The organism is Pseudoalteromonas sp. Ps84H-4 (assembly GCF_024124645.1).
GTDB classification, from domain to species: domain Bacteria; phylum Pseudomonadota; class Gammaproteobacteria; order Enterobacterales; family Alteromonadaceae; genus Pseudoalteromonas; species Pseudoalteromonas lipolytica_C.
This window is the reverse complement of sequence record NZ_JAMXSK010000020.1, coordinates 47006-68005: the sequence shown is the minus strand read 5'-3', so window position 1 is coordinate 68005 and position 21000 is coordinate 47006. Positions and strand designations below refer to the sequence as shown.

19 protein-coding genes and 4 tRNA genes are annotated in these 21000 nt (G+C 41.4%); 19 read left to right on the top strand and 4 right to left on the bottom strand.

Annotated elements, in window-relative coordinates:
- Positions 1-51 precede the first annotated feature (51 nt).
- The 8 genes from dinG (at position 52) to NH454_RS16750 (ending at position 6148) form a co-directional block, all read left to right on the top strand.
- Positions 52-2127: an ATP-dependent DNA helicase DinG gene (gene dinG / locus NH454_RS16785; protein ID WP_253039703.1), complete on the top strand. Its 2076-nt coding sequence runs from the start codon at positions 52-54 to the stop codon at positions 2125-2127.
- The gene (locus NH454_RS16780) at positions 2127-2903 is read left to right on the top strand and encodes a TSUP family transporter (protein WP_135925372.1); all 777 of its coding nucleotides are present in this window, start codon (positions 2127-2129) and stop codon (positions 2901-2903) included. The genes dinG and NH454_RS16780 overlap by 1 nt, the downstream gene beginning before the upstream one ends.
- Positions 2904-3512, top strand: coding sequence for a primosomal replication protein (locus tag NH454_RS16775; RefSeq protein ID WP_135925374.1), 609 nt, complete (start codon positions 2904-2906; stop codon positions 3510-3512).
- Positions 3509-4402, top strand: coding sequence for a histone deacetylase (locus tag NH454_RS16770; protein WP_253039719.1), 894 nt, complete (start codon positions 3509-3511; stop codon positions 4400-4402). Before NH454_RS16775 ends, NH454_RS16770 begins: the two co-directional genes overlap by 4 nt.
- A 47-nt stretch (positions 4403-4449) precedes the next feature.
- Positions 4450-4728 carry a late competence development ComFB family protein gene (locus NH454_RS16765; protein ID WP_135925378.1) on the top strand — a complete coding sequence of 93 codons (279 nt, stop codon included), beginning with the start codon at positions 4450-4452 and terminating at the stop codon, positions 4726-4728.
- The gene (locus tag NH454_RS16760) at positions 4718-4876 is read left to right on the top strand and encodes a DUF2496 domain-containing protein (protein WP_135925381.1); all 159 of its coding nucleotides are present in this window, start codon (positions 4718-4720) and stop codon (positions 4874-4876) included. Before NH454_RS16765 ends, NH454_RS16760 begins: the two co-directional genes overlap by 11 nt.
- A gap of 72 nt (positions 4877-4948) precedes the next feature.
- Positions 4949-5836, top strand: coding sequence for a DMT family transporter (locus NH454_RS16755; protein WP_138558017.1), 888 nt, complete (start codon positions 4949-4951; stop codon positions 5834-5836).
- Positions 5837-5905: 69 nt separating this feature from the next.
- Entirely contained in the window at positions 5906-6148 is a 243-nt protein-coding gene (locus tag NH454_RS16750; RefSeq protein WP_058583760.1) for a hypothetical protein, read from the top strand.
- Between the two features lie 15 nt (positions 6149-6163).
- Here NH454_RS16750 and NH454_RS16745 read toward each other — a convergent pair whose 3' ends face one another.
- From NH454_RS16745 to NH454_RS16730, 4 genes are read right to left on the bottom strand one after another with little or no spacing between them, the layout of a single operon-like run.
- On the bottom strand, positions 6164-6820 hold the full coding sequence (locus NH454_RS16745; RefSeq protein ID WP_253039701.1) for a tRNA (adenine(22)-N(1))-methyltransferase TrmK: 657 nt from the start codon (positions 6818-6820) through the stop codon (positions 6164-6166).
- On the bottom strand, positions 6820-7749 hold the full coding sequence (locus NH454_RS16740; RefSeq protein WP_253039718.1) for a class I SAM-dependent methyltransferase: 930 nt from the start codon (positions 7747-7749) through the stop codon (positions 6820-6822). Before NH454_RS16740 ends, NH454_RS16745 begins: the two co-directional genes overlap by 1 nt.
- A gap of 5 nt (positions 7750-7754) precedes the next feature.
- Entirely contained in the window at positions 7755-9749 is a 1995-nt protein-coding gene (gene uvrB, locus NH454_RS16735; protein WP_253039699.1) for an excinuclease ABC subunit UvrB, read from the bottom strand.
- On the bottom strand, positions 9746-11125 hold the full coding sequence (locus NH454_RS16730; RefSeq protein WP_138558020.1) for an MATE family efflux transporter: 1380 nt from the start codon (positions 11123-11125) through the stop codon (positions 9746-9748). Before NH454_RS16730 ends, uvrB begins: the two co-directional genes overlap by 4 nt.
- Before the next feature lie 1066 nt (positions 11126-12191).
- Here NH454_RS16730 and NH454_RS16725 point away from each other — a divergent pair.
- From NH454_RS16725 to NH454_RS16675, 11 genes are all read left to right on the top strand, one after another.
- Positions 12192-12268: transfer RNA gene (locus tag NH454_RS16725), tRNA-Asn, on the top strand.
- Positions 12269-12289: 21 nt separating this feature from the next.
- A tRNA-Asn gene (locus tag NH454_RS16720) sits at positions 12290-12366 on the top strand.
- A gap of 19 nt (positions 12367-12385) precedes the next feature.
- A tRNA-Asn gene (locus NH454_RS16715) sits at positions 12386-12462 on the top strand.
- 29 nt (positions 12463-12491) lie between these two features.
- Positions 12492-12568: transfer RNA gene (locus NH454_RS16710), tRNA-Asn, on the top strand.
- Between the two features lie 183 nt (positions 12569-12751).
- Positions 12752-14695, top strand: a complete 1944-nt coding sequence (locus tag NH454_RS16705; RefSeq protein ID WP_135925392.1) for an EAL domain-containing protein — start codon at positions 12752-12754, stop codon at positions 14693-14695.
- A gap of 177 nt (positions 14696-14872) precedes the next feature.
- Positions 14873-15454, top strand: coding sequence for an electron transport complex subunit RsxA (gene rsxA, locus NH454_RS16700; protein WP_135925394.1), 582 nt, complete (start codon positions 14873-14875; stop codon positions 15452-15454).
- Position 15455: 1 nt separating this feature from the next.
- Positions 15456-16010 carry an electron transport complex subunit RsxB gene (gene rsxB / locus NH454_RS16695; protein ID WP_054563643.1) on the top strand — a complete coding sequence of 185 codons (555 nt, stop codon included), beginning with the start codon at positions 15456-15458 and terminating at the stop codon, positions 16008-16010.
- An 8-nt stretch (positions 16011-16018) separates the two neighbouring features.
- Positions 16019-18580 (top strand): electron transport complex subunit RsxC, encoded by a 2562-nt coding sequence (gene rsxC, locus NH454_RS16690; protein ID WP_253039697.1) that lies wholly within the window; start codon positions 16019-16021, stop codon positions 18578-18580.
- The gene (gene rsxD / locus NH454_RS16685; protein ID WP_253039695.1) at positions 18577-19632 is read left to right on the top strand and encodes an electron transport complex subunit RsxD; all 1056 of its coding nucleotides are present in this window, start codon (positions 18577-18579) and stop codon (positions 19630-19632) included. Before rsxC ends, rsxD begins: the two co-directional genes overlap by 4 nt.
- Positions 19632-20267: an electron transport complex subunit RsxG gene (gene rsxG / locus NH454_RS16680; protein ID WP_199526222.1), complete on the top strand. Its 636-nt coding sequence runs from the start codon at positions 19632-19634 to the stop codon at positions 20265-20267. Before rsxD ends, rsxG begins: the two co-directional genes overlap by 1 nt.
- A complete protein-coding gene (locus tag NH454_RS16675; RefSeq protein WP_105175132.1) occupies positions 20267-20965 on the top strand; it encodes an electron transport complex subunit E in 699 nt (232 codons plus the stop codon). Before rsxG ends, NH454_RS16675 begins: the two co-directional genes overlap by 1 nt.
- Positions 20966-21000 lie beyond the last annotated feature (35 nt).

The window sequence follows — 21000 nt, the reverse complement described above, 5'->3', positions numbered from 1 at the left end:
ATCTCTAAAATTCATTACTGTAATTATATACATACTTTAGGTTATCTGGGCATGCTTTCTGACTCTTTAAAAAAAACAATTCGGCAAATTCATAAGCATGTTGCTGATAACCTCACCGATTACCGCCCTAGAAGTAGTCAAAACTATTTAGTTGCCGAAATAGCAAAAACGCTGGCTGGCGAGTACCATAAAAGCCAACGCATCTGTGTTATTGAAGCTGGTACAGGAACCGGCAAGTCGCTTGCTTATTGTTTAGGTGCATTGCCTTTGGCGATGGCCAAAAAAAAGAAATTAGTGATTTCGACGGCCACCGTTGCCCTACAAGAGCAGTTAATCAATAAAGAGCTGCCGTTTTTTAAAGAACACTCTGGCCTTGATATTAAGTTTGATTTAGTGAAAGGCCGACAGCGCTATATATGTGCGCAAAAACTCAGTGCGGCAGTAAATGGCGACAGCCAAACGCAAATGGAGTTTATGCCGACCCTATCATCGCCGCTCTCAGATATGGAAACCAAATGCTTAAAGCTACTTTATGATGCTTACTCAAAAAAGCAATGGCAAGGTGATCGCGATAGTTGGGCAGATACTATCCCCGATAAAGTTTGGAATTTAATAGCCTGCGATAAGCACTCATGCCAACGACAAATGCGTGCTCATCAGCTGTGCCCTTTTCATATGGCGCGTCAGCGTCTTATGCAAATGGATGTGTTGGTGATCAACCATTCTTTACTGCTGGCTGATCTAGACCTCGGTGGTGGTAAGATTCTTCCTGAGCCTGACGATACTATTTACGTAATTGACGAAGCGCACCATTTAGCTCACATCACCCGAGACTTCTCATCTGCAGCAGCAACAATCAAAGGCACCATAGATTGGCTCGACAAGCTTGTTAAATTTGCTGGCAAAATGGCAAATGTATTAGTAGGACAAAAAGCAATTGGGCAAAATTTTAAGCTCAGTGACAGTATCAATGATGCTGCAAAAAACTTAAAAGTCGTACGTGATATTCTTGATAATGCGGATTTTAACTACAACAGTGATGATACCTATCGTTTTGAGCACGGTGAGATCCCTGCATCTTTACATGCTAAAGCAAAAGATATCAGCGATGCTACTCTTGATGCTCTAAGAGCACTAAACAAAATGCACGATACCTTGGTACAAGACGTAAGCGATGGCGATATAAAACCTTATGTAGCTGATCCTATCTTGGCTGAAAGTGGTCATTACATTAACCGTCTAGAGTTATTAAACAAATTGTGGTTTAGTTATGCAACAAAAGGCGAAGGTATTCCCCATGCTCGATGGATCAAACGCTTAGATTATAAGAACCATCACGACCACTTACTCAGTGATTGCCCTATTGAAGTTGGCTATTACTTAAAAGATAAATTATGGAATCAATGTGCTGGTGCTGTGCTTTGTTCAGCTACTTTAACTGCACTTGGCTCATTTGATCATTTTGCTTATGAATGCGGCCTTGCCAAAGAAGAAGGCGTCAAATACATCAAAGTTCCCTCGCCGTTTGATTACCCTAAACAAGCAACACTGCATATTCCTGCAAGCCACATCGAGCCAACAGATAAAGCCTTTAGTGATCACTTGGCTGAACAATTACCTAAGTTTCTTGATGATAAAAAAGCTAATTTAGTGTTGTTTGCTTCTTATTGGCAGATGGATCACGTAGTAAAAGCACTGCGCAGCAAAGGAATTGACGTATTAGTTCAGGGTGAAATGTCTCGAGAAGCATTATTGAAAAAGCATAAAGCGAATGTTGACTTAGGTCGCGCAAGCTACTTATTTGGCACACAAAGCCTATCAGAAGGTCTAGATTTACCGGGTAAATACTTAGAAAACCTCGTCATTACAAAGATTCCGTTCGCAGTTCCTACCTCACCAATAGAAGAAGCGCAGGCTGAATTTGTGCAAAGTAAGGGGGGAAATCCATTTTTGTCTATTACTGTACCTGATGCAGCAAAGAAATTAGTACAGAGCTGTGGTAGACTACTTCGAAAAGAGAATGATCAAGGACGAATTATTATTCTTGATCGCCGTTTAGTGACCAAACGATATGGCAAAGCCATGCTCGATACCTTGCCACCCTTTAAAAGACAAATTGATTATTAATGTTTGAATTAGCTTTAGATCCAACAACATGGGCACTCCTTTGCGCAGTAGCGCTGGCTGCAGGCTTTATTGATGCCATTGCTGGCGGTGGCGGCATGCTAACTGTACCAGCCTTATTGACAGCTGGTTTACCACCGCATCTCACTCTAGGGACCAATAAACTTGCAGCCAGTTTTGGCTCATTAACTGCGAGTGTGACATATTTTCGGAAAAAGTTATTTAACCCCCGGTTTTGGGCTGCGTCTATTTTAGCAACTGCCATAGGGGCACTTGTAGGTACATTAGTTGTAGATTACTTGAGTATTGAGTTTTTAAATAAATTACTACCGGTGGTGATTATTTTAGTGGCTTGTTACAGTCTCTTTGGCAGTTTAAGTACGACTGAGCATAACGAATTGCCTGAGCTTGATGGCAAAACCAAAATTAAACAATGGCTACAAGGGCTTGGCCTTGGTTTTTTTGATGGTTTAGCAGGCCCTGGTACTGGCACCTTTTGGACTGCCTCAAATAGCCTATTATATAAGATGAGCTTATTGCTAAATTGTGGGCTTGCTCGCTCAATGAACTTTGTTTCGAACTTTATTTCTTTGATCACCTTTGTTGCGCTGGGCCATGTGAACTTTTTGCTTGGTATAACAATGGGCTTTTTCTTGATGTTAGGTGCCTGGTTAGGTGCGCATTCAGCAATTAAATTTGGTAGTAAAATGATCCGCCCAGTATTTAATACTGTGGTTATAGTGTTAGCATTAAAGTTAATCTATGAGGCTTATTTGTAAATGCATTCTCCTGCTTTTGACAAACTATGCGAGCAAATATCTAGGCTTAAACATCAAGCAAGCCAATTTGATAACGGCAACCTATTTGCTAAAAATCGCTACATGCAGGCACAACCAAGTTTGTTTGATAAGGCAGTATTTGCGACTAAAAGTATGAAACTTGCAGATTATGTAGCTGAAATAGAAGAAGAGTTAGCTAACCTGCCCCCAGCAGAACATCGCCATGCTTACCAATATGCTTTAGAGCGAATTGCACAGCAAGTTCAGGCTGTTTTTAATGTTATTAAATCAACACCTGTCTGGGCAAAAGAGAACAAATACAGTTTTAAACCCAAGAGCAAGCCACAAATATATAAACAAGCAGTTAAAAAGATCATGCAGTCTTCACATGAACTTTACGATGAGCTCAAGCAAAACCATGAGTTTGAGCGCCGCTTAGTTTTAATGATTGAAGAAAGAAAGCTTAAACTTGATGCAGCTAGCCCAGCAAAGGCCACTGAAATAAATAAAGAGATCTTAGCTTTACACGCTCGTTTGGGTCGCTGTCGAAAAGCAATTTCAGCCACTGAAGATAAAATTCAACAAGTAGAAAAACAGCAGCTGAGATAATGTTTTACTACCACCCAAGTTATTCAGCGTTAGCTTTACCCGAGTGTCACCGCTTTCCGATTGAAAAATATCGCATGTTAAGGCAGCTTGTTAGCGACTTTATTGATGAACAGCACTTCATTACCCCACAAAAAACCACTCGCACGCAGCTTGCTCTATGCCATGACCCTGATTATGTCGACGCTTTTTTAACAGGTAGCCTTGACAGCAAAGCGATAAAAAAAATGGGCTTTCCTTGGTCTGAAGCCTTAGTCGAACGAACACTCTATTCTGTCGGTGCAAGTATTCAAGGTGCTGAATTTGCACTACAACAAGGTGCTGCATTTAACTTAAGTGGCGGTTATCACCATGCTTTTACGAGCTATGGTAGTGGTTTTTGTATTTTTAATGACTTAGCAATAGCCGCAGCACACTTAATTGAGAGCGAACAAGCCGATACCGTATTAATCTTTGACTGTGACGTTCACCAAGGTGATGGCACAGCCGAAGTGACACAAGCACACCCTCAAATCATTAGCTGCTCTATTCATTGCCAGCAAAACTTTCCGCGTATCAAGCAGCAATCAAATTACGACTTTGCTTTAGAGCATGGCACCTCAGATGCTGAATACCTTGAGACAGTAAATCAAGCATTAGCCTTAACAATTAGACTCCACCAGCCTGATATCATTTTGTACAACGCCGGCGCAGATATCGCAACGGATGATGAGTTAGGACACTTTCAAGTCAGTTTAGAGGGCGTGTATCAACGTGACCATTTAGTATTAAGCCAAGCAAAGGAAGCAAAAATCCCACTCTTTGCAGCCATGGGCGGTGGCTATCAACGAAATGTAAGCCGTTTGGTTGATGTTCATGGTCAGCTTTTTAGAGCCGCTGTCGATTTATTCTAAGGCTTGGTATACACTTAAATATGACTTTTCTACTAGGTTGTTGGTATATGAAATTGCATGATGACATCCACAATTACTATGAAAAACTTGTTATTGAAGATATCGCTAAGCGCAAGTTAGATTCGTTGTATAATGATGATATTATGGCGGATTTATGCTGTACCGTACTTAATCAATTACCTGCTCGCTATATTCGCTATGACGTTGATATGGAATTTTATTTACCACAAACAGAGCGAATAAAAATGGAGCAACGCGTACAAACGGCTATCGATGTAGCCATCAGCCAAGTTGCGAAAAAAAAGGAATTACAGAATGAGCAGTGACTTAGAAAATGCTCCTGACTACATAAAAATCGCTGTTGATCTCATTATGCTCTTAGAGCAAAACGATGTGCCTGCCGAAGACGTTTTAGCAGCATTAGAAATCGTTAAATCTGACTTCGAAAAAAAACTTCCACAATCAACTGATTAATAGTCCGAAAATGGCGAGTATTGGGGCATAAATTTGTTATGCTCAGGTTTTAAAAATTAAGAATGTAAAACCATGTCATTGCCAAGTTTATTACGCCTATTCATCCTTGCTGCTATTTGGGGCGCATCCTTCTTATTTATGCGCATGGCAGCTAATAGCTTAGGCCCTGCGGTATTAATTGAGCTAAGAGTCGGCTTTGCAGCAATAACACTGTTTATTTTTGCGCTGTACTTACGCAAGAAACTGGCTTTCGCGACTCACAAAAAGCATTTTTTCATTATTGGTGCGCTTAATTCCGCCATTCCCTTTTTATTGTTTGCTTATGCAGCACAAACAATTAACGCTTCAACCTTATCAATATTAAACTCAACAACCCCAATTTGGGGTGCCATCGTCGGTATTATTTGGAGCAAAACTAAACCCACTAAAAGTATGCTGCTTGGCTTGCTGTTAGGTTTAACGGGCGTGGCCATTTTAGTGGGGCAAAATAGTCTCACTATCGACAGCCAAGCCATCACGGCAATTGTTGCTGCACTGTGTGCTTCACTCAGTTATGCCATCGCATCCCATTACACCAAACATGCACCAAAGTTGTCTGCTTTTGATAACGCGCATGGCAGTATGTGGGCGGCAAGTATCATGGTACTCCCGCTTATTTTTATTATTCCTGCCAGAGAAATGCCAAGTAACGAAGTTATGCTTGGTGTAGTAGCACTCGGTGTGCTGTGTACTGCTGTAGCATATATCCTGTTTTTCCGTTTGATTGATGATATTGGCCCAACCTCAGCACTGACTGTTACCTTTTTGATTCCACTATTTGGCATAATATGGGGTAATCTAATTTTAGATGAACAAATTGGGCCGAATACCTTAGTTGGCGCACTGTGTGTTATAGCAGGCACCATGCTGGTCACTGGCTTTATCCGTATCAAGCCGTTTTTAAAACGAAACACCTTGTAACAGAATGCAAATTGCATTTTTAAATACAACCTATACTCTATTAGGGACTAAAAATGGAAGGAGAAGTGTATGTCAGGTACTACCATGGTGGTGTTAATTGTGCTGATATCTGTGGGATCTGGTGTGATTTATGATATGTATAAAAAGCATCTCGAATTCAAATCACGCACCTTAAAAAATTCAAAAGAAGCGAACGAGCATGTAGCAGAAGTGACAAAAGAGCTGCAAGAGCTAAGAGAGCGTGTGCAAACGCTCGAAGCCATTGTCACCGATTCAAGCTACAACGTAAAACAAGAGATTAATAAACTTTAATTAAGTTAGCTCTAATTAAGATAATAATGCACTGTATTGATCAAGCACTGGCTGATAATAATCGGCGTCTTGATTCAACATGCGTTGGTAATGAGCACATAATTGCTTTAAATAAGCTTGGTGCTCTTTACTTGTTAGTTGCCACATTTGCTGTCCAATGCGGGTGATGAGCTGTGATGATAACGCACTCATTACGATGATTTCGTAAAAGCGTTTATTTTCACAAACCAACTGCTCAGACACAAGCCCTAATTGTAGTGTTTGTAAATAACTGCGAACGTGATAACTGTGATGTACAGGGCAAACAATAAAGTCGATGTTAGTATTTGGGTTTTGACTAACAATCTTAGCTAAAAACTGTACTAACAGCTCTCCCCCTACTCCTGCAATAATAACTAGGTGGCGTTTTTGTGGGTCTGGTGTAATCGCTGCAACATCTTGGCAATGCACCTGCCAGCGTCCGCATTGCTCTCTTTTAGCAAAACGTTCGAGTTTATCACCTAGTGCCTGCATTAACTCAGGCACAATATCAACAAAATGTATAAGCGGTGCTTTATCTTGCTGTAGCAGCTCAATGCCTAACAAACCGTGATCACAGCAACAATCCCAGATTTCGTCATAACCTGAATCAACTACATCAACGATGGCTGATAGTCGTTTACTCAGTGCCATTAGTTTGCTGTTTTATAAACTAACGCTTTTAAGCTTCGATCACTGTCTACTTCAATAAAACCATCGGTAGGAGCTAATCGCTCAACAAAACTAATTGCTCCTTGTGTATGATCGCTAATGAGATCTTTAAACGCCTGCTCTGAAAGCTCAGGGCTATTGGCACACAGTAATAATTGGGTGTGTTCATTTAGTAGCTCGGGTAAACGACGCAGAATTTTTTGATAATCCTTGGTCAATATAAAGCTGCCTTTTTGAAAGCTAGGTGGATCAACGATGATCAATTCATACGGCGCAGATTTCTTTAGCTTACCGAATGACTTTAAAATATCGTGAGGGAAATAACTAACACCTTGCTCAAAACCATTTAACTGATGATTTTGTTTACCCGTTCGAAGCACACCTTTATTCATATCCATATTTATAACTTGATCAGCACCACCTTGCATTGCTGCAACAGAAAAACCACAAGTATATGAAAACAGATTGAGCACTTTTGCGTTTTTACTATTGGCTTGAACAAACTCTCTGCCACGGCGCATATCAGGGAAAATTCCCGTATTTTGGCGACTCAGTAAATCAACTTTAAACTTAATGCCGTTTTCACTGACAAGGTGTTCTTGTGGTAATTCGCCAAACATTAGCGCATTACGGGTATTAATACCGCTACGTTGCTGGTATACCAATGCAGTAACAAGCTCAGGCGCGTTCTCTTGCGCCCATTGCCATAGGGTATCTGTTAATTGCGCAAGTGCTTGTTCTTTAATTTCTTCATATGAAACTAAAAAGAGTGCGGGCGGATAAAAATCCAAATTAATGTGGCTCAGCTCAGCCACTGAGTGGCCACGGCCATGAAATACACGGCATAATTCATTAGCGGCAAGTGGCGCCTCTGCTAATGCATTTAAAATGGCAGAAAAATCGTTTGTCATCATCTTTAGTTAATTAACTGTTGTTGTAATTCGTGAATCTCATCTCGCACAGAAGCCGCTTTTTCAAATTCAAGGTCGCTGGCGTAGGCATGCATTTTCGCTTCAAGGGCTTTAATTTGGCTGGCAATATCTTTTGCGCTGAGCACTTTTTTAGACTCTTTACGCACCAATTTAAGATTATCTTTAGGACTTGCTTCTTCGCCCACATCCATAATATCGGTAATACTTTTCACCAGTGCTTGCGGCTCAATACCGTGCTCAAGGTTATAAGCTTGTTGTTTTTCGCGGCGGCGATCTGTTTCGTCAATGGCTTGTCGCATAGAATTAGTAATGCGGTCGCCATACAAAATCGCTTTACCATTTAAGTGACGAGCAGCACGACCTATGGTTTGAATAAGTGAACGAGTCGAACGTAAGAAACCTTCTTTATCGGCATCAAGTATCGCAACCAGTGAAACCTCTGGCATGTCGAGACCTTCTCGTAATAAGTTAATGCCCACTAACACGTCAAATACACCAGCGCGCAAATCGCGGATAATTTCGACCCGTTCAACGGTGTCGATATCTGAGTGCAAATAGCGCACTTTTACATCATGGTCGTTGAGATAATCGGTTAAATCTTCTGCCATACGCTTAGTTAAAGTGGTTACAAGTACCCGCTCGTTCACTTCAACCCGTTTATAGATTTCAGAGAGTAAGTCATCAACCTGACTACCAACGGGGCGAACTTCAATTTCTGGGTCAATAAGCCCGGTTGGACGAATAACCTGCTCTGCAACTTCTCCTGATGAACGCTCAAGCTCAAAATTACCTGGCGTTGCCGACACATAAATAGTTTGCGGCGCGATAGCTTCAAACTCTTCAAAGCGTAATGGGCGGTTATCTAATGCTGATGGCAAGCGAAAGCCATACTCAACAAGATTTTCTTTACGGCTTCTGTCACCTTTGTACATAGCGCCAATTTGCGACACTGTAACGTGTGATTCATCAATGATCATCAATGCATCATCGGGTAAGTAGTCAAGTAAAGTCGGCGGCGGATCGCCCGGTGTTCTACCAGATAAGTAACGCGAGTAGTTTTCGATGCCTGAGCAATAACCAAGCTCGGTCATCATTTCAATATCGTACTGGGTGCGCTGCGCAATACGTTGCTCTTCGACAAGTTTGTTGGCACTGAGTAATTGAGCTCGGCGGTCTTTCAACTCATCTTTAATTTTATCTATGGCATCGAGAATTTTTTCACGGGGTGTTACATAGTGCGTTTTCGGGTAAATAGTCGCGCGTACTATGTGCTTCTCAACAGCCCCAGTTAGCGGATCAAAAATACTTAAGCGCTCAATTTCATCGTCAAACATTTCCACACGAACGGCATAAGTGTCAGATTCAGCCGGAAATATATCAACTACTTCACCACGTACACGGTATGTACCACGGCTAAATTCAATATCGTTTCGTGTATATTGCAGCTCAGCAAGACGACGCAGCATATCGCGCTGATCAACGGTTTCACCAACCTTCAGCAATAGCATCATCTTCATATATGAGTCAGGGTCGCCCAAACCATAAATAGCAGATACCGAGGCCACGATAATTGTATCGCGTCTTTCTAATAGCGCTTTGGTAGCACTTAAGCGCATTTGTTCAATGTGCTCATTGATAGACGCATCTTTTTCTATAAAAGTATCACTGGCAACAACATAAGCTTCTGGCTGGTAATAGTCGTAATAAGATACAAAATACTCAACCGCGTTATGCGGGAAAAACTCTTTCATTTCGCCATAAAGCTGTGCGGCGAGTGTTTTATTGTGTGCCATGATAATGGTTGGGCGATTCAAATCATTAATAATATTGGCCATGGTGAAGGTTTTACCCGTCCCTGTAGCCCCTAATAATGTTTGATGAGCAAGCCCAGCCTCAAGGCCATCTTTTAACTGTGCTATCGCCGTTGGTTGATCACCACTTGGCTTAAATTTAGAAACTAGTTGGAAATGGTCGCTCATGAATGACACTCCTTCATATATGACTCACTTAACCCATCAACTTCTTTGATGAACCATTTATAGGCTACCACTGCCGTAAATAAATTACCGATGGCTGCACCAATAAAGAGTCCTTTTAAACCGGCAATTTCACTGCCAACATAAGCAAAAGGTACATAAAAAACAAACAGACGAACCACACTTAAAATCAGTGCATTCATTGGCTTATGCAGGGCATTAAATGAAGAGTTAGATAAGATAATTATTCCTTGCAGACCATAACTTAGCGGCAAAATATAAATGAATAGCTTAATCACATCCATTACTGCTTGCTCTTTACCAAATACATCAGCGATAAAACCAGAGGTTAACAGCAGTAAAATATAAATAGCGAACTGCCAAATCATCACAAACTTTAAAGTTTTTGTGTAGGCTTCTTTGACACGTTCAAACTTACCCGCCCCAAAGTTTTGACTAACAAATGGCGGCAAGGTCATCGACAAAGCAAGTACTACAAGGCTTGCAATAGATTCAATTCGGCTTCCTACACCAAACGCCGCGACGGCTTCAGGACCATGTTTAGCCACTAATGCTGTCATTACAGCCATTGCAATTGGCGTCAACATATTTGCGCCAGCCGCAGGTAAACCAATTTTTAGGACTTTTCGAATTGAGCTCAATGGCGTTTGCGAACCAGCATGCAAACTTAACAACCCATTCTTAACAGCAAGAATATAAAGGATGATAATTACTGCCACTGCCCAAGCTATGACACTTGCGATGGCTGCACCTTGAATTCCTAAAGCGGGGATAGGCCCAAAGCCAAAAATAAGCATAGGGTCTAAAATGGCATTAATTAGCCCCGCCCCACCCATTACTATGCTCGGTGTTTTAGTATCGCCACTGGCACGTAGCACAGAGTTTCCGACCATTGGGGTAATTAAAAATACACTGCCTAAAAACCACACACTCATGTAATCATGGATCAAAGGCAGTACTAACTCCCCAGCCCCAAGTAATTTAAAAATAGGTTCGATAAATACATAACCGACAACCGATAAAGAAAACACCATAACAACAGCGACAAGTAATGACATACTTGCATCAAAGCGCGCCTCGTCTAGCTTGTCGCTGCCAAGTGCTTTTGCAATAACTGCTGAAGTGCCTATTCCTAAACCGATAGCAAGGCTAATAACGGTAAACGTCACGGGAAACGTAAAACTCACCGCAGCGAGAGGTTCAGTTCCAAGTAAACTGATGAAAAAGGTATCTACCAAATTAAACATCATTAGTGTAATCATTCCAAAAATCATCGGAATGGTCATTTTCTTTAAGGTCGGCAGAATGGGAGAGTTTAAAAGATCAGGTTTAGATTTGCTCTGCGGTGTCACGCTCATAAGAATATTTTGCCTCTTTATCTTAGCTTGTAAGTTTAAAGCATCCTCGGCTTGCAAGCTATGCTTTATTAAAAGAAACAAACGAGATAGATAAAACTCCTTATTTTGATGCTTTCATTGATAAATAGTGACTAACCCCTATAAAAAACAAAATACAAACATCATTAATATCTTTATTACAATTAAAAGGCAGATATCGCTGTTTTTTTACACACTAAATACTGTTGTTTCATCGTCACAAATAATTTTACTAATCAATTCAGCACGGCTTCAGGTAAAAATATTAACCCACTGATTTAATTAGATTTAAAAAAACTGAATTAAATACTTGAAATTGCTAGAGCGCCCTATATTTCTGGCATCAACGCTGTTCTTAAAGTTTCATAAACAGAGTTATCCACAGAAATCGTGGATAACTCTCTGTAAGCCGCAAATATAAAGGCTTTTAACAGCTATCGATCTTTGAGTTAAGCTTAAAGACTGAAGCGTATTATTTTAAGCCTTTTAATTGTTCCGCAATAGAAATCAGCAAAAATTTCTACAGCCTGAACCAAAATTGAAAACAACAAACAAGGATGCAGTAGCTTTTTTTCAAACTAAACAACTGATTTAAATGATTAAAAAACCACCAACCAAGCTTTGTTAAACTGCCATATTTATTTATTGGCAAAAAAACCTATCGTTTCTGTGAGATAAATACAGCTAAAAAATACGACTCGATACAGTTACAAACATACCGGTGTTTAAAAATTCAGTACTGTCGTTTTGTGATAAATACAAATACTAGATAAGTAATTATTTTCTCCGTTAAATTGTAAAAAACATCTTAACTAATACTTTTTTGACGTTTAAAACCACAAGCCTGCTCAAAAAAAATGCAATGATAGCGTTTTAGCGACATAAAACTTTAACTGAATGGCGCTACCCAACATGATTTCAAGCCATATTTTGCTCAGATCGAACATAAAAACATCGAATAAGCTTCTTTTTTGAATTTATGAAGTTTTTATGTTGACACTTTGCAATGCTGTCATTAATATTTCGCCCCGTTGAAAGGCATGACGCTTCCCCCTTAGCTCAGTTGGTTAGAGCGACGGACTGTTAATCCGCAGGTCCCCCGTTCGAGTCGGGGAGGGGGAGCCAAGTTTTTCAGCCATAAACGATTCCCCCTTAGCTCAGTTGGTTAGAGCGACGGACTGTTAATCCGCAGGTCCCCCGTTCGAGTCGGGGAGGGGGAGCCAAGTTTATGAATATGATTGTTCCCCCTTAGCTCAGTTGGTTAGAGCGACGGACTGTTAATCCGCAGGTCCCCCGTTCGAGTCGGGGAGGGGGAGCCAAATCATAGCAACACACTACTCTATTTAGTTCCCCCTTAGCTCAGTTGGTTAGAGCGACGGACTGTTAATCCGCAGGTCCCCCGTTCGAGTCGGGGAGGGGGAGCCAACTCCAAGAATCTATTAAACTTTCATCTACAACTATTCTTCGATTGTATTAGACTTTAAAGCGCATATAATCTACTCTACTTTAAGTAATTTCTATACTTTGCTATAGAATATGATGCAAAATTATTACAGCAATGAATCAAGGAATTGATTCCTTCCTTTTCGCTTTTAAAAGATAAGAAAAATGGCTGGTTTTAAAAAACTAATATTTATACAACTTATATCTTGGTTACTGTTTACCGTTTTAGGTGGCTATCTAGTTGCTCTTAGTTTTGATAGCTCAGTGAGTGATACGCAAAAAAAAGCACAACTGACCGTTAATTCATACATTAGCGACTTAACAATGGATGACTTATCTGCAGAGAAAATCCAACGTACATTTGCTGATGCGAGTATCTTTTCAAGCTTTACTCTTCGTGATCACGCTGGTAAAACCCTTGTAGCAGTTCAATCATCAGAGTCGCTTCCGCTTCTAGCAGAGATGGTTAACAGTTCATTTAATTCTATCCGTCCGCAATTTGCTGTTAACAACGCTTCTGATATAAAAGTTGAATTTACTATTAATGCACAAAGCCTTGCCAATTTAATGCAGCAGGCGATGTTCGTTGTTATCTTAGTTTCTGGTCTTATTGCCCTTCTCCCTATTTTCTTCATGAAGAGCATGTTTAAGCGACTTAATCGTAAAATCAGCACCACTATTGCTGATATTGTTGATATATACATTAACCAGAATCAGGTAGGTGGCGACCTTGAACAAGCGATAGACACGTCGCGAATTAAAAAGCTAAGTAAAGATTTAATCCCTTCGTTTAATCGTTTGTCTCACTTTTTACAGACAAAACATGATGATATTCAAAATAACGCGCTAAATATTAAAAAAGAAGCGTACAAAGATGTTGTAACCAACTTAGGTAACCGCAACATGTTTGTTGAGTATTACGAGAAAAATATTGAAAACTCAGATAAAAGCACCTTTGGCTCGCTTGCCATGGTGCGTTGCAGTGAGTTACAAGCAATAAACCAAACCCGTGGCTACCAGAAAGGTGACGAGTACGTTAAAGGTGTTGCTGATATCATCAAACATATCAGTGGCACGTACACAAATAGCCAAGTTTTTCGTTTAAATAGCTCAGATTTTGCTGTGGTTTTACCGAACACACCACTAAAAGAAGCTGAACGCTTTGGTGATAATCTACAATCTCGTTTCACCCAATATCAACAAAATCAAGAATTAAGCTCTGTAGCAAATACAGGTATCGTTGGTTATGAAAAAGGTAAGCCTTTAGGTGAGCTGCTTTCAGTTGTTGATAATGCAATGAGTATGGCGCAGTCAAAACAAGCAAATGCTTGGCATGTACAACGAGAAACAGACTTAGTAAATAATGCTAGCGCAGGTTTTGGTAACCAGAACTGGCGTAAAGTGATTAACGAAGTTATTGAATCTAAACGTGTACATTTAGTAATGCAAAATATTATGCCGGTTGGTAAGAGCGTTAAAGCTTATGCTGAGATTCAAGTAAGATTTAAAACTGCTGAGAACCAAACATTACCAACGGCTTCATTTTTAGCTATGGCTGAAAAGCTAGAAATGGCAATGGAAATTGATCGATTGATTATCGATACTACTCTGGACAAAATTAAGACTCGTAATTTTTCTGAGAAATTCTTTGGCATTAATGTAACTGCATCAAGTGCCCATAATGATCAATTTGTGATCTGGCTTGAGCGCCGCCTATTAAAAGACAGTAATATCGCCTCTAAGCTTATATTTGAAGTGAGCGAGTTTGGCTTACAACAAAATATTAAAGCAAGTAAACGCTTTATCGATATGGTGCATCGTGTAGGTGCGCGTATCACTGTAGAGCGTTTTGGTGTTGGTTTAACGTCATTTAAATTCTTTAGAGACTTAAAACCTGATTTCATCAAAATGGATGCAAGTTATACCCGCGGCCTTGAAGAAGATAAAAATAATCAATATTTTATGCGCTTAATGGTTGATCTTGCTCACCGTATTGGCGTGAGTGTTTTTGCAGAAGGTGTTGAGAGCCAAGAAGAGAAACATATCATTGAAACGTTATGTTTAGATGGCGTACAAGGCTATTACATCGAAAAGCCAAAAGACATTTAAGCCCCCTACCCATGGCCCAAAAAACCACACGTTTTTTGGGCCTATTCTATTCATTAACCTTGCTTTAACAGTTTAATCATAAACAGCTTTGTTAATTTTAGCTATTCGTCCCTGATGTGTTGTGTCAGCCCCCAGAAAAAAGGATAATAGTGCCGATTTTAAACTCGTGAGGCACGCATGACAGAATATGTCTTGTTATTGATTGGCACCGTGCTAGTCAACAACTTTGTTTTAGTACAGTTCTTAGGTTTATGCCCTTTTATGGGTGTATCAGGTAAGTTAGATACCGCGATCGGTATGTCTTTAGCCACAACCTTTGTGCTTACACTAGCTTCTGTAACGAGTTACCTAGTGAATCATTATATTTTGATTCCACTTGATATCGCCTTTTTACGTACTATGAGCTTTATTCTAGTGATAGCGGTAGTCGTGCAATTTACTGAAATGGTGGTAAGAAAAACCAGCCCGACACTTTATCGCTTATTAGGGATTTTCTTACCGCTTATTACCACCAACTGTGCCGTGTTAGGTGTTGCTCTACTAAATATCAAAGAAGATCATTCGTTCTTGCAATCTGCTGTGTATGGTTTTGGTGCAGCTGTTGGTTTTTCTCTTGTACTGGTTTTATTTGCAGCTTTACGTGAACGCTTGGCAGCTGCAGACGTCCCTGCACCATTTAAAGGTGCGTCAATTGCTATGATCACCGCAGGCCTGATGTCGATGGCCTTTATGGGTTTTACAGGATTAGTGAAGTTTTAATATGACCTTGTTTTATGCTTTGATAGCGTTAGGTTCATTAGCGCTAATATTTGGTTTAATTTTAGGTTTTGCCGCCGTGCGTTTTCGCGTTGAGAGCAACCCTATTGTTGACCAAATTGATACCATTTTACCGCAAACACAATGTGGCCAATGCGGCTACCCTGGCTGTCGTCCATATGCTGAAGCGATCGCCAATGGTGACGAAATCAATAAATGCCCACCAGGTGGCGAAGCCACGGTAAAAAAACTCGCTGATTTAATGGGTGTTGAAGCAAAACCGCTGGCTGGCGGTGAGCAAGCAGATCCTGTTAAAACCGTTGCCTATATTCGTGAAGATGAATGTATTGGTTGTACCAAATGTATCCAAGCCTGCCCTGTTGATGCGATTGTCGGCGCAACCCGCCAAATGCACACTGTATTAATCGATGAATGTACCGGTTGTGACTTATGTGTTGAACCGTGCCCTGTAGACTGTATTGATATGCTGCCTGTAAAAGAAACCAAACAAACTTGGAAATGGCAATTAAACGCAATCCCTGTGACTCAGGTAGATTAGGAGCACAGATGGAAAAGTTAATAGATCAAATTAAACAAGGTAAAGTGTGGTCTATACCTGGGGGCATTCACCCACCGGGTCAAAAGCTGCAATCAACAACACACGCAATTGCAAGACTGCCACTACCAGATAAGCTTGTTGTATCTTTAAAACAACACATTGGTGCTAACGGCAAACTAATTGTTGAAAAAGGCCAACAGGTACTTAAAGGCCAAGCATTAACTAAACCAAGCGGTAATTGGTCTGTGCCTGTGCACGCACCAACATCTGGACTTATCAGTGATATTTGCCCAATGCCATCTGCTCATCCATCAGCATTGCCTGAGCTTAGCGTGATTATTGAACCTGATGGTGAAGATAAATGGTGCGAGCTTCACCCTGTGTCTGATGCAAAAGCACTTTCCCATGATGAGCTTGTAGATATTATTCACCAAAGCGGTATTGCAGGTATGGGCGGCGCTGGTTTCCCAACTTATGTAAAAGCAGATACCCGAAAAGCCATTGAGTTTTTAATTGTTAATGCCGTTGAGTGTGAACCTTATATCACCGCTGATGATATGCTAATGCGCGAGCATGCCGATGGCATAATTGCTGGCATTGAATTAATGCAGCAGCTGTTAAATCCACAGTTAACGATTATTGGCATCGAAGACAATAAACCCGATGCTATTGCTGCCATGAAACTCGCAGCACAACATAACGACAGCATAATAGTACAAACAGTGCCAACGGTTTACCCTTCTGGCGGTGAAAAACAGCTAATTAAATTGCTTACGGGCAAAGAAGTCCCGAGTGGCAGTATTCCTGCCGATATTGGTATGCTGGTGCAAAATGTTGGTACCTTGTTTGCGGTAAATCAAGCCGTAAATGAAGGTAAACCTCTGATTGAGCGCGTGGTGACAGTTACGGGTAACACCATTCATAAACAGGGTAATGTGTGGGCTTTACTAGGCACCGAAATAAAACATTTATTAGATTGCCAAGGCTTTTCGCCAGTTCCACAGCAACGAGTGGTCATGGGCGGTCCAATGATGGGCTTTACCTTACCAACTGTGCGCATTGGTGTCGTTAAAACCACAAACTGTATTTTAGCACCAGATCACCAAGAGCTTGCTGAGCCGGGTGATGAAAAAGCCTGTATTCGTTGTAGTGCCTGTGCTGACGCCTGCCCTGCTTCATTATTACCTCAGCAATTACAATGGTTTGCTAAGTCAAAAGAATACGACAAACTCAATGAGCACAATTTATTCGATTGTATCGAATGCGGTGCCTGTGCTTATGTATGCCCTAGCGAAATCCCCTTGGTGCAGTACTATCGCGTTGCTAAAGCTGAAATAAAAGAGCAGCAAGCAGAGCAAATTAAAGCAGAGCGAGCAAAAGAACGTTTTGAAGCGCGTAAAGAACGTTTAGAGCGCGAACAAGAAGAGCGCCAAAACCGCCACAAACGTAAACCTGCTGCTAAGTCAGATGGCGAAAAACAAAAAGTGGCAGATGCACTCGCCCGAGTTAAAGCTAAATCTGATGATAAAGACAGTAAATCAGCTGTCGCTGCTGCTATTGCCCGTGCGAAAGCGAAAAAGCAAGGTGCAGAGCTTGAGCCTGATAACTCTGAAGTAGCTAAAGAGCGTGCAGCACGTAAAGAACAAGCACGTAAATACAAAGAGCAAAAAGCACAAGAGCAAGGTGAAGAAAGCGTCGATAAAGATGATAAAAAATCAGCTGTCGCTGCCGCTATTGCCCGTGCTAAAGCAAAAAAAGCCGCGCAAACCGCTGAAGAGAACCCAGAAGCAGACACAGCACCTAAAGACGATAAAAAGGCCGCCGTTGCTGCAGCTATTGCCCGCGCTAAAGCGAAAAAAGCCGCACAAGCTACTGAAAATCAAACTGAAGCTGAAGAAGAAGCAACACCAGTTGATGATAAAAAAGCTGCTGTTGCTGCTGCAATCGCTCGTGCTAAAGCGAAAAAAGCAGCACAAGCTGCTGAGAATCAAACTGAAGCTGAAGAAGATAGCGCGCCAGTTGATGACAAAAAAGCTGCTGTTGCTGCCGCCATTGCCCGCGCTAAAGCAAAAAAAGCCGCTAAAGAACAAGCAAAGAGTGACGATTCATCACAGCAACTTGATGATTCAAGCGATGAGGCTGATTCAAAGCAGCAATCTGATGCCCCTGAATCTAGCGAAGATAAGAAAAAGGCTGCTATTGCTCGCGCTAAAGCGAAAAAAGCCGCGAAAGAGCAAGCACAGAGTGACGATTCATCACAGCAACTTGATGATTCAAGCGATGAGGCTAATTCAAAGCCGCAATCTGATGTACCTGAGTCTAGCGAAGATAAGAAAAAGGCTGCTGTTGCCGCTGCTATTGCCCGCACTAAAGCGAAAAAGGCCGCTAAAGAGCAAGCGCAGAGTGACGAATCATCAGAACAACTTGATGACTCAAGCGATACGGATGATTCAAAGCCGCAGGTTGATGAACCTGAGTCTAGCGAAGATAAGAAAAAAGCAGCGGTCGCTCGTGCCATTGCAAGAGCTAAAGCGAAAAAGTTACAACAAGAAGGAAACGATAAGTCATGAAACTAACCATGGCGAGTTCGCCGCATAATCATAGCCATAAATCATTAAGCCGATTAATGATGACAGTGATTGCTGCGTGTATTCCAGGCTTAATCGCGCAAGTTTTCTTTTTTGGTAGCGCTGTTTTAATTCAGCTTGTTCTCGCGCTAATTACAGTTAGCGCCTGTGAAGCCGCTGTATTGATACTTCGTAAACGCAAAGTTTGGCCAACACTCAGTGATGGTAGTGCGTGGTTAACAGGCGTATTACTGGCGTTGAGTATTCCGCCTTTAGCGCCTTGGTGGATCATCGTAATTGGCTGTCTCTTTGCAATTGTTATTGTAAAACAGCTTTATGGCGGCCTTGGCTTTAACTTATTTAACCCTGCTATGGCAGCTTATGTATTACTACTTGTATCGTTTCCGGTGCAAATGACCAGCTGGTTACCTGTGAGTGATTTACTTGCATCTCCGATCAGCTTCTCACAACAGCTGTCTGTTATTTTCAATGGTTTTACCAGCGCTGGATTTAGTGTCGATCAGTTACGTGTAGCGATTGATGGCACAACCATGGCAACACCACTTGATACCGTTAAAACAGATGTCGCCCATCACCTAACGGTGGCTGAGAGTATGAGTAAGCCTCTTTTTAATGACTGGTTTGGCCTTGGTTGGGGCTGGGTTAACCTCGGCTTTTTAGTCGGTGGTCTTTATTTATTAAAAGCTAAAATCATTAATTGGCATATCCCTGTGAGCTTTTTAGCCTCATTAGCAGTGTGCAGTGGTATTGGTTATATCGCAGCCCCTGGCACAGAGCCAGGCGTGGTATTTCACTTATTCAGTGGTGCGACCATGTTAGGTGCATTTTTTATTGCTACCGATCCGGTTTCGGCATCAACAACAAATAGAGGCCGTTTGATTTACGGCGCGTTAATTGGTCTGCTTGTTTACTTAATTCGTACTTTTGGTGGTTACCCTGATGCAGTAGCATTTAGTGTATTGCTATTAAATATGGCAGTGCCATTAATTGATTACTATACGCAACCACGTACTTACGGCCATGGAGTGAAATAATGATCCTTTCCTCAATGACTAAAAATGGCGCTATTCTTACCGCATTTGCGCTCATTACCACAGGCACTGTGGCCCTGACTCATAGCCTGACTGCTGAGCGTATTGAAGAGCAAGAAAAGCAACAACTTGCAGAGCAGCTGCAACAAGTACTTGATGCCCATCATTACGACAATCAACTTTACAAAGATTGTGTTGTGATCACCGATGAGCGCCTTGGGCCACGTCCAGATCAAGTTATTTACCGCGCCTACAAAGACAATAAACCGTATGCTTTAGTGATGCGCCATGTTACCCCAAGTGGTTATAGCGGCGACATCAACTTATTAACGGCGGTTTTTGCCAATGGTGAAATAGCGGGTGTTCGTGTCACTAAACACGAAGAAACACCGGGCCTTGGCGATAAAGTTGAGGTCAAAAAATCAGACTGGATCACCCTTTTCAAAGGGCAAAATGTACTTTCTGAAGATGACAGCCGCTGGGCTGTTAAAAAAGATGGTGGCCAATTTGATCAATTTACAGGTGCAACCATTACACCGCGTGCTGTTGTCGGCTCGGTTAAACAAGCTGTGCTGTTTGCCCGAGCTGAATTTGATAATCTGTTTGCTGCACCAAACATCTGTCAAGGAGCCAAGTAATGAGCCAAGTTAAAACCTTATTTAAAGATGGTATGTGGGCTAATAACCCTGCCCTTGTGCAGTTATTAGGCTTATGCCCGCTACTTGCTGTTACTTCTACGATCACCAATGCATTAGGCCTAGGTTTAGCGACGTTATTAGTACTGGTTGGTTCTAACGTCACCGTATCGATTGTGCGAAACTGGGTGCCTAAAGATATTCGTATTCCTGTTTTTGTGATGATTATCGCAGGCTTTGTAACGATAGTTCAGCTAATGATGAATGCCTATACATTTGGGCTTTATCAATCATTAGGGATTTTTATTCCACTGATTGTTACCAACTGTGCCATTATCGGTCGCGCAGAAGCATTCGCTTCTAAAAATACGGTGCCACTTTCAGCCTTTGACGGACTGATGATGGGACTTGGCTTTATGTTAGTTTTAGTGGTGCTAGGGGCAATGCGAGAGCTTATTGGTCAAGGTACGCTATTTGATGGCGCCGATTTATTATTAGGACCATGGGCCGCAGCACTTCGAATTGAAGTATTCAGTTTTGATAACCAATTTTTATTAGCAATCTTACCACCGGGTGCCTTTTTAGGACTTGGTTTACTGATTGCTGCAAAAAATGTCATTGATACACAAATAAAATCTAAGCAAGTTGTTACTCCAGAAGTAGAAAAAGGCCCAAGAGCCCGAGTAACAAGTTTAACTTAAAGGAGAGCACGCACCGTCACTGCGTGCTTTACGCC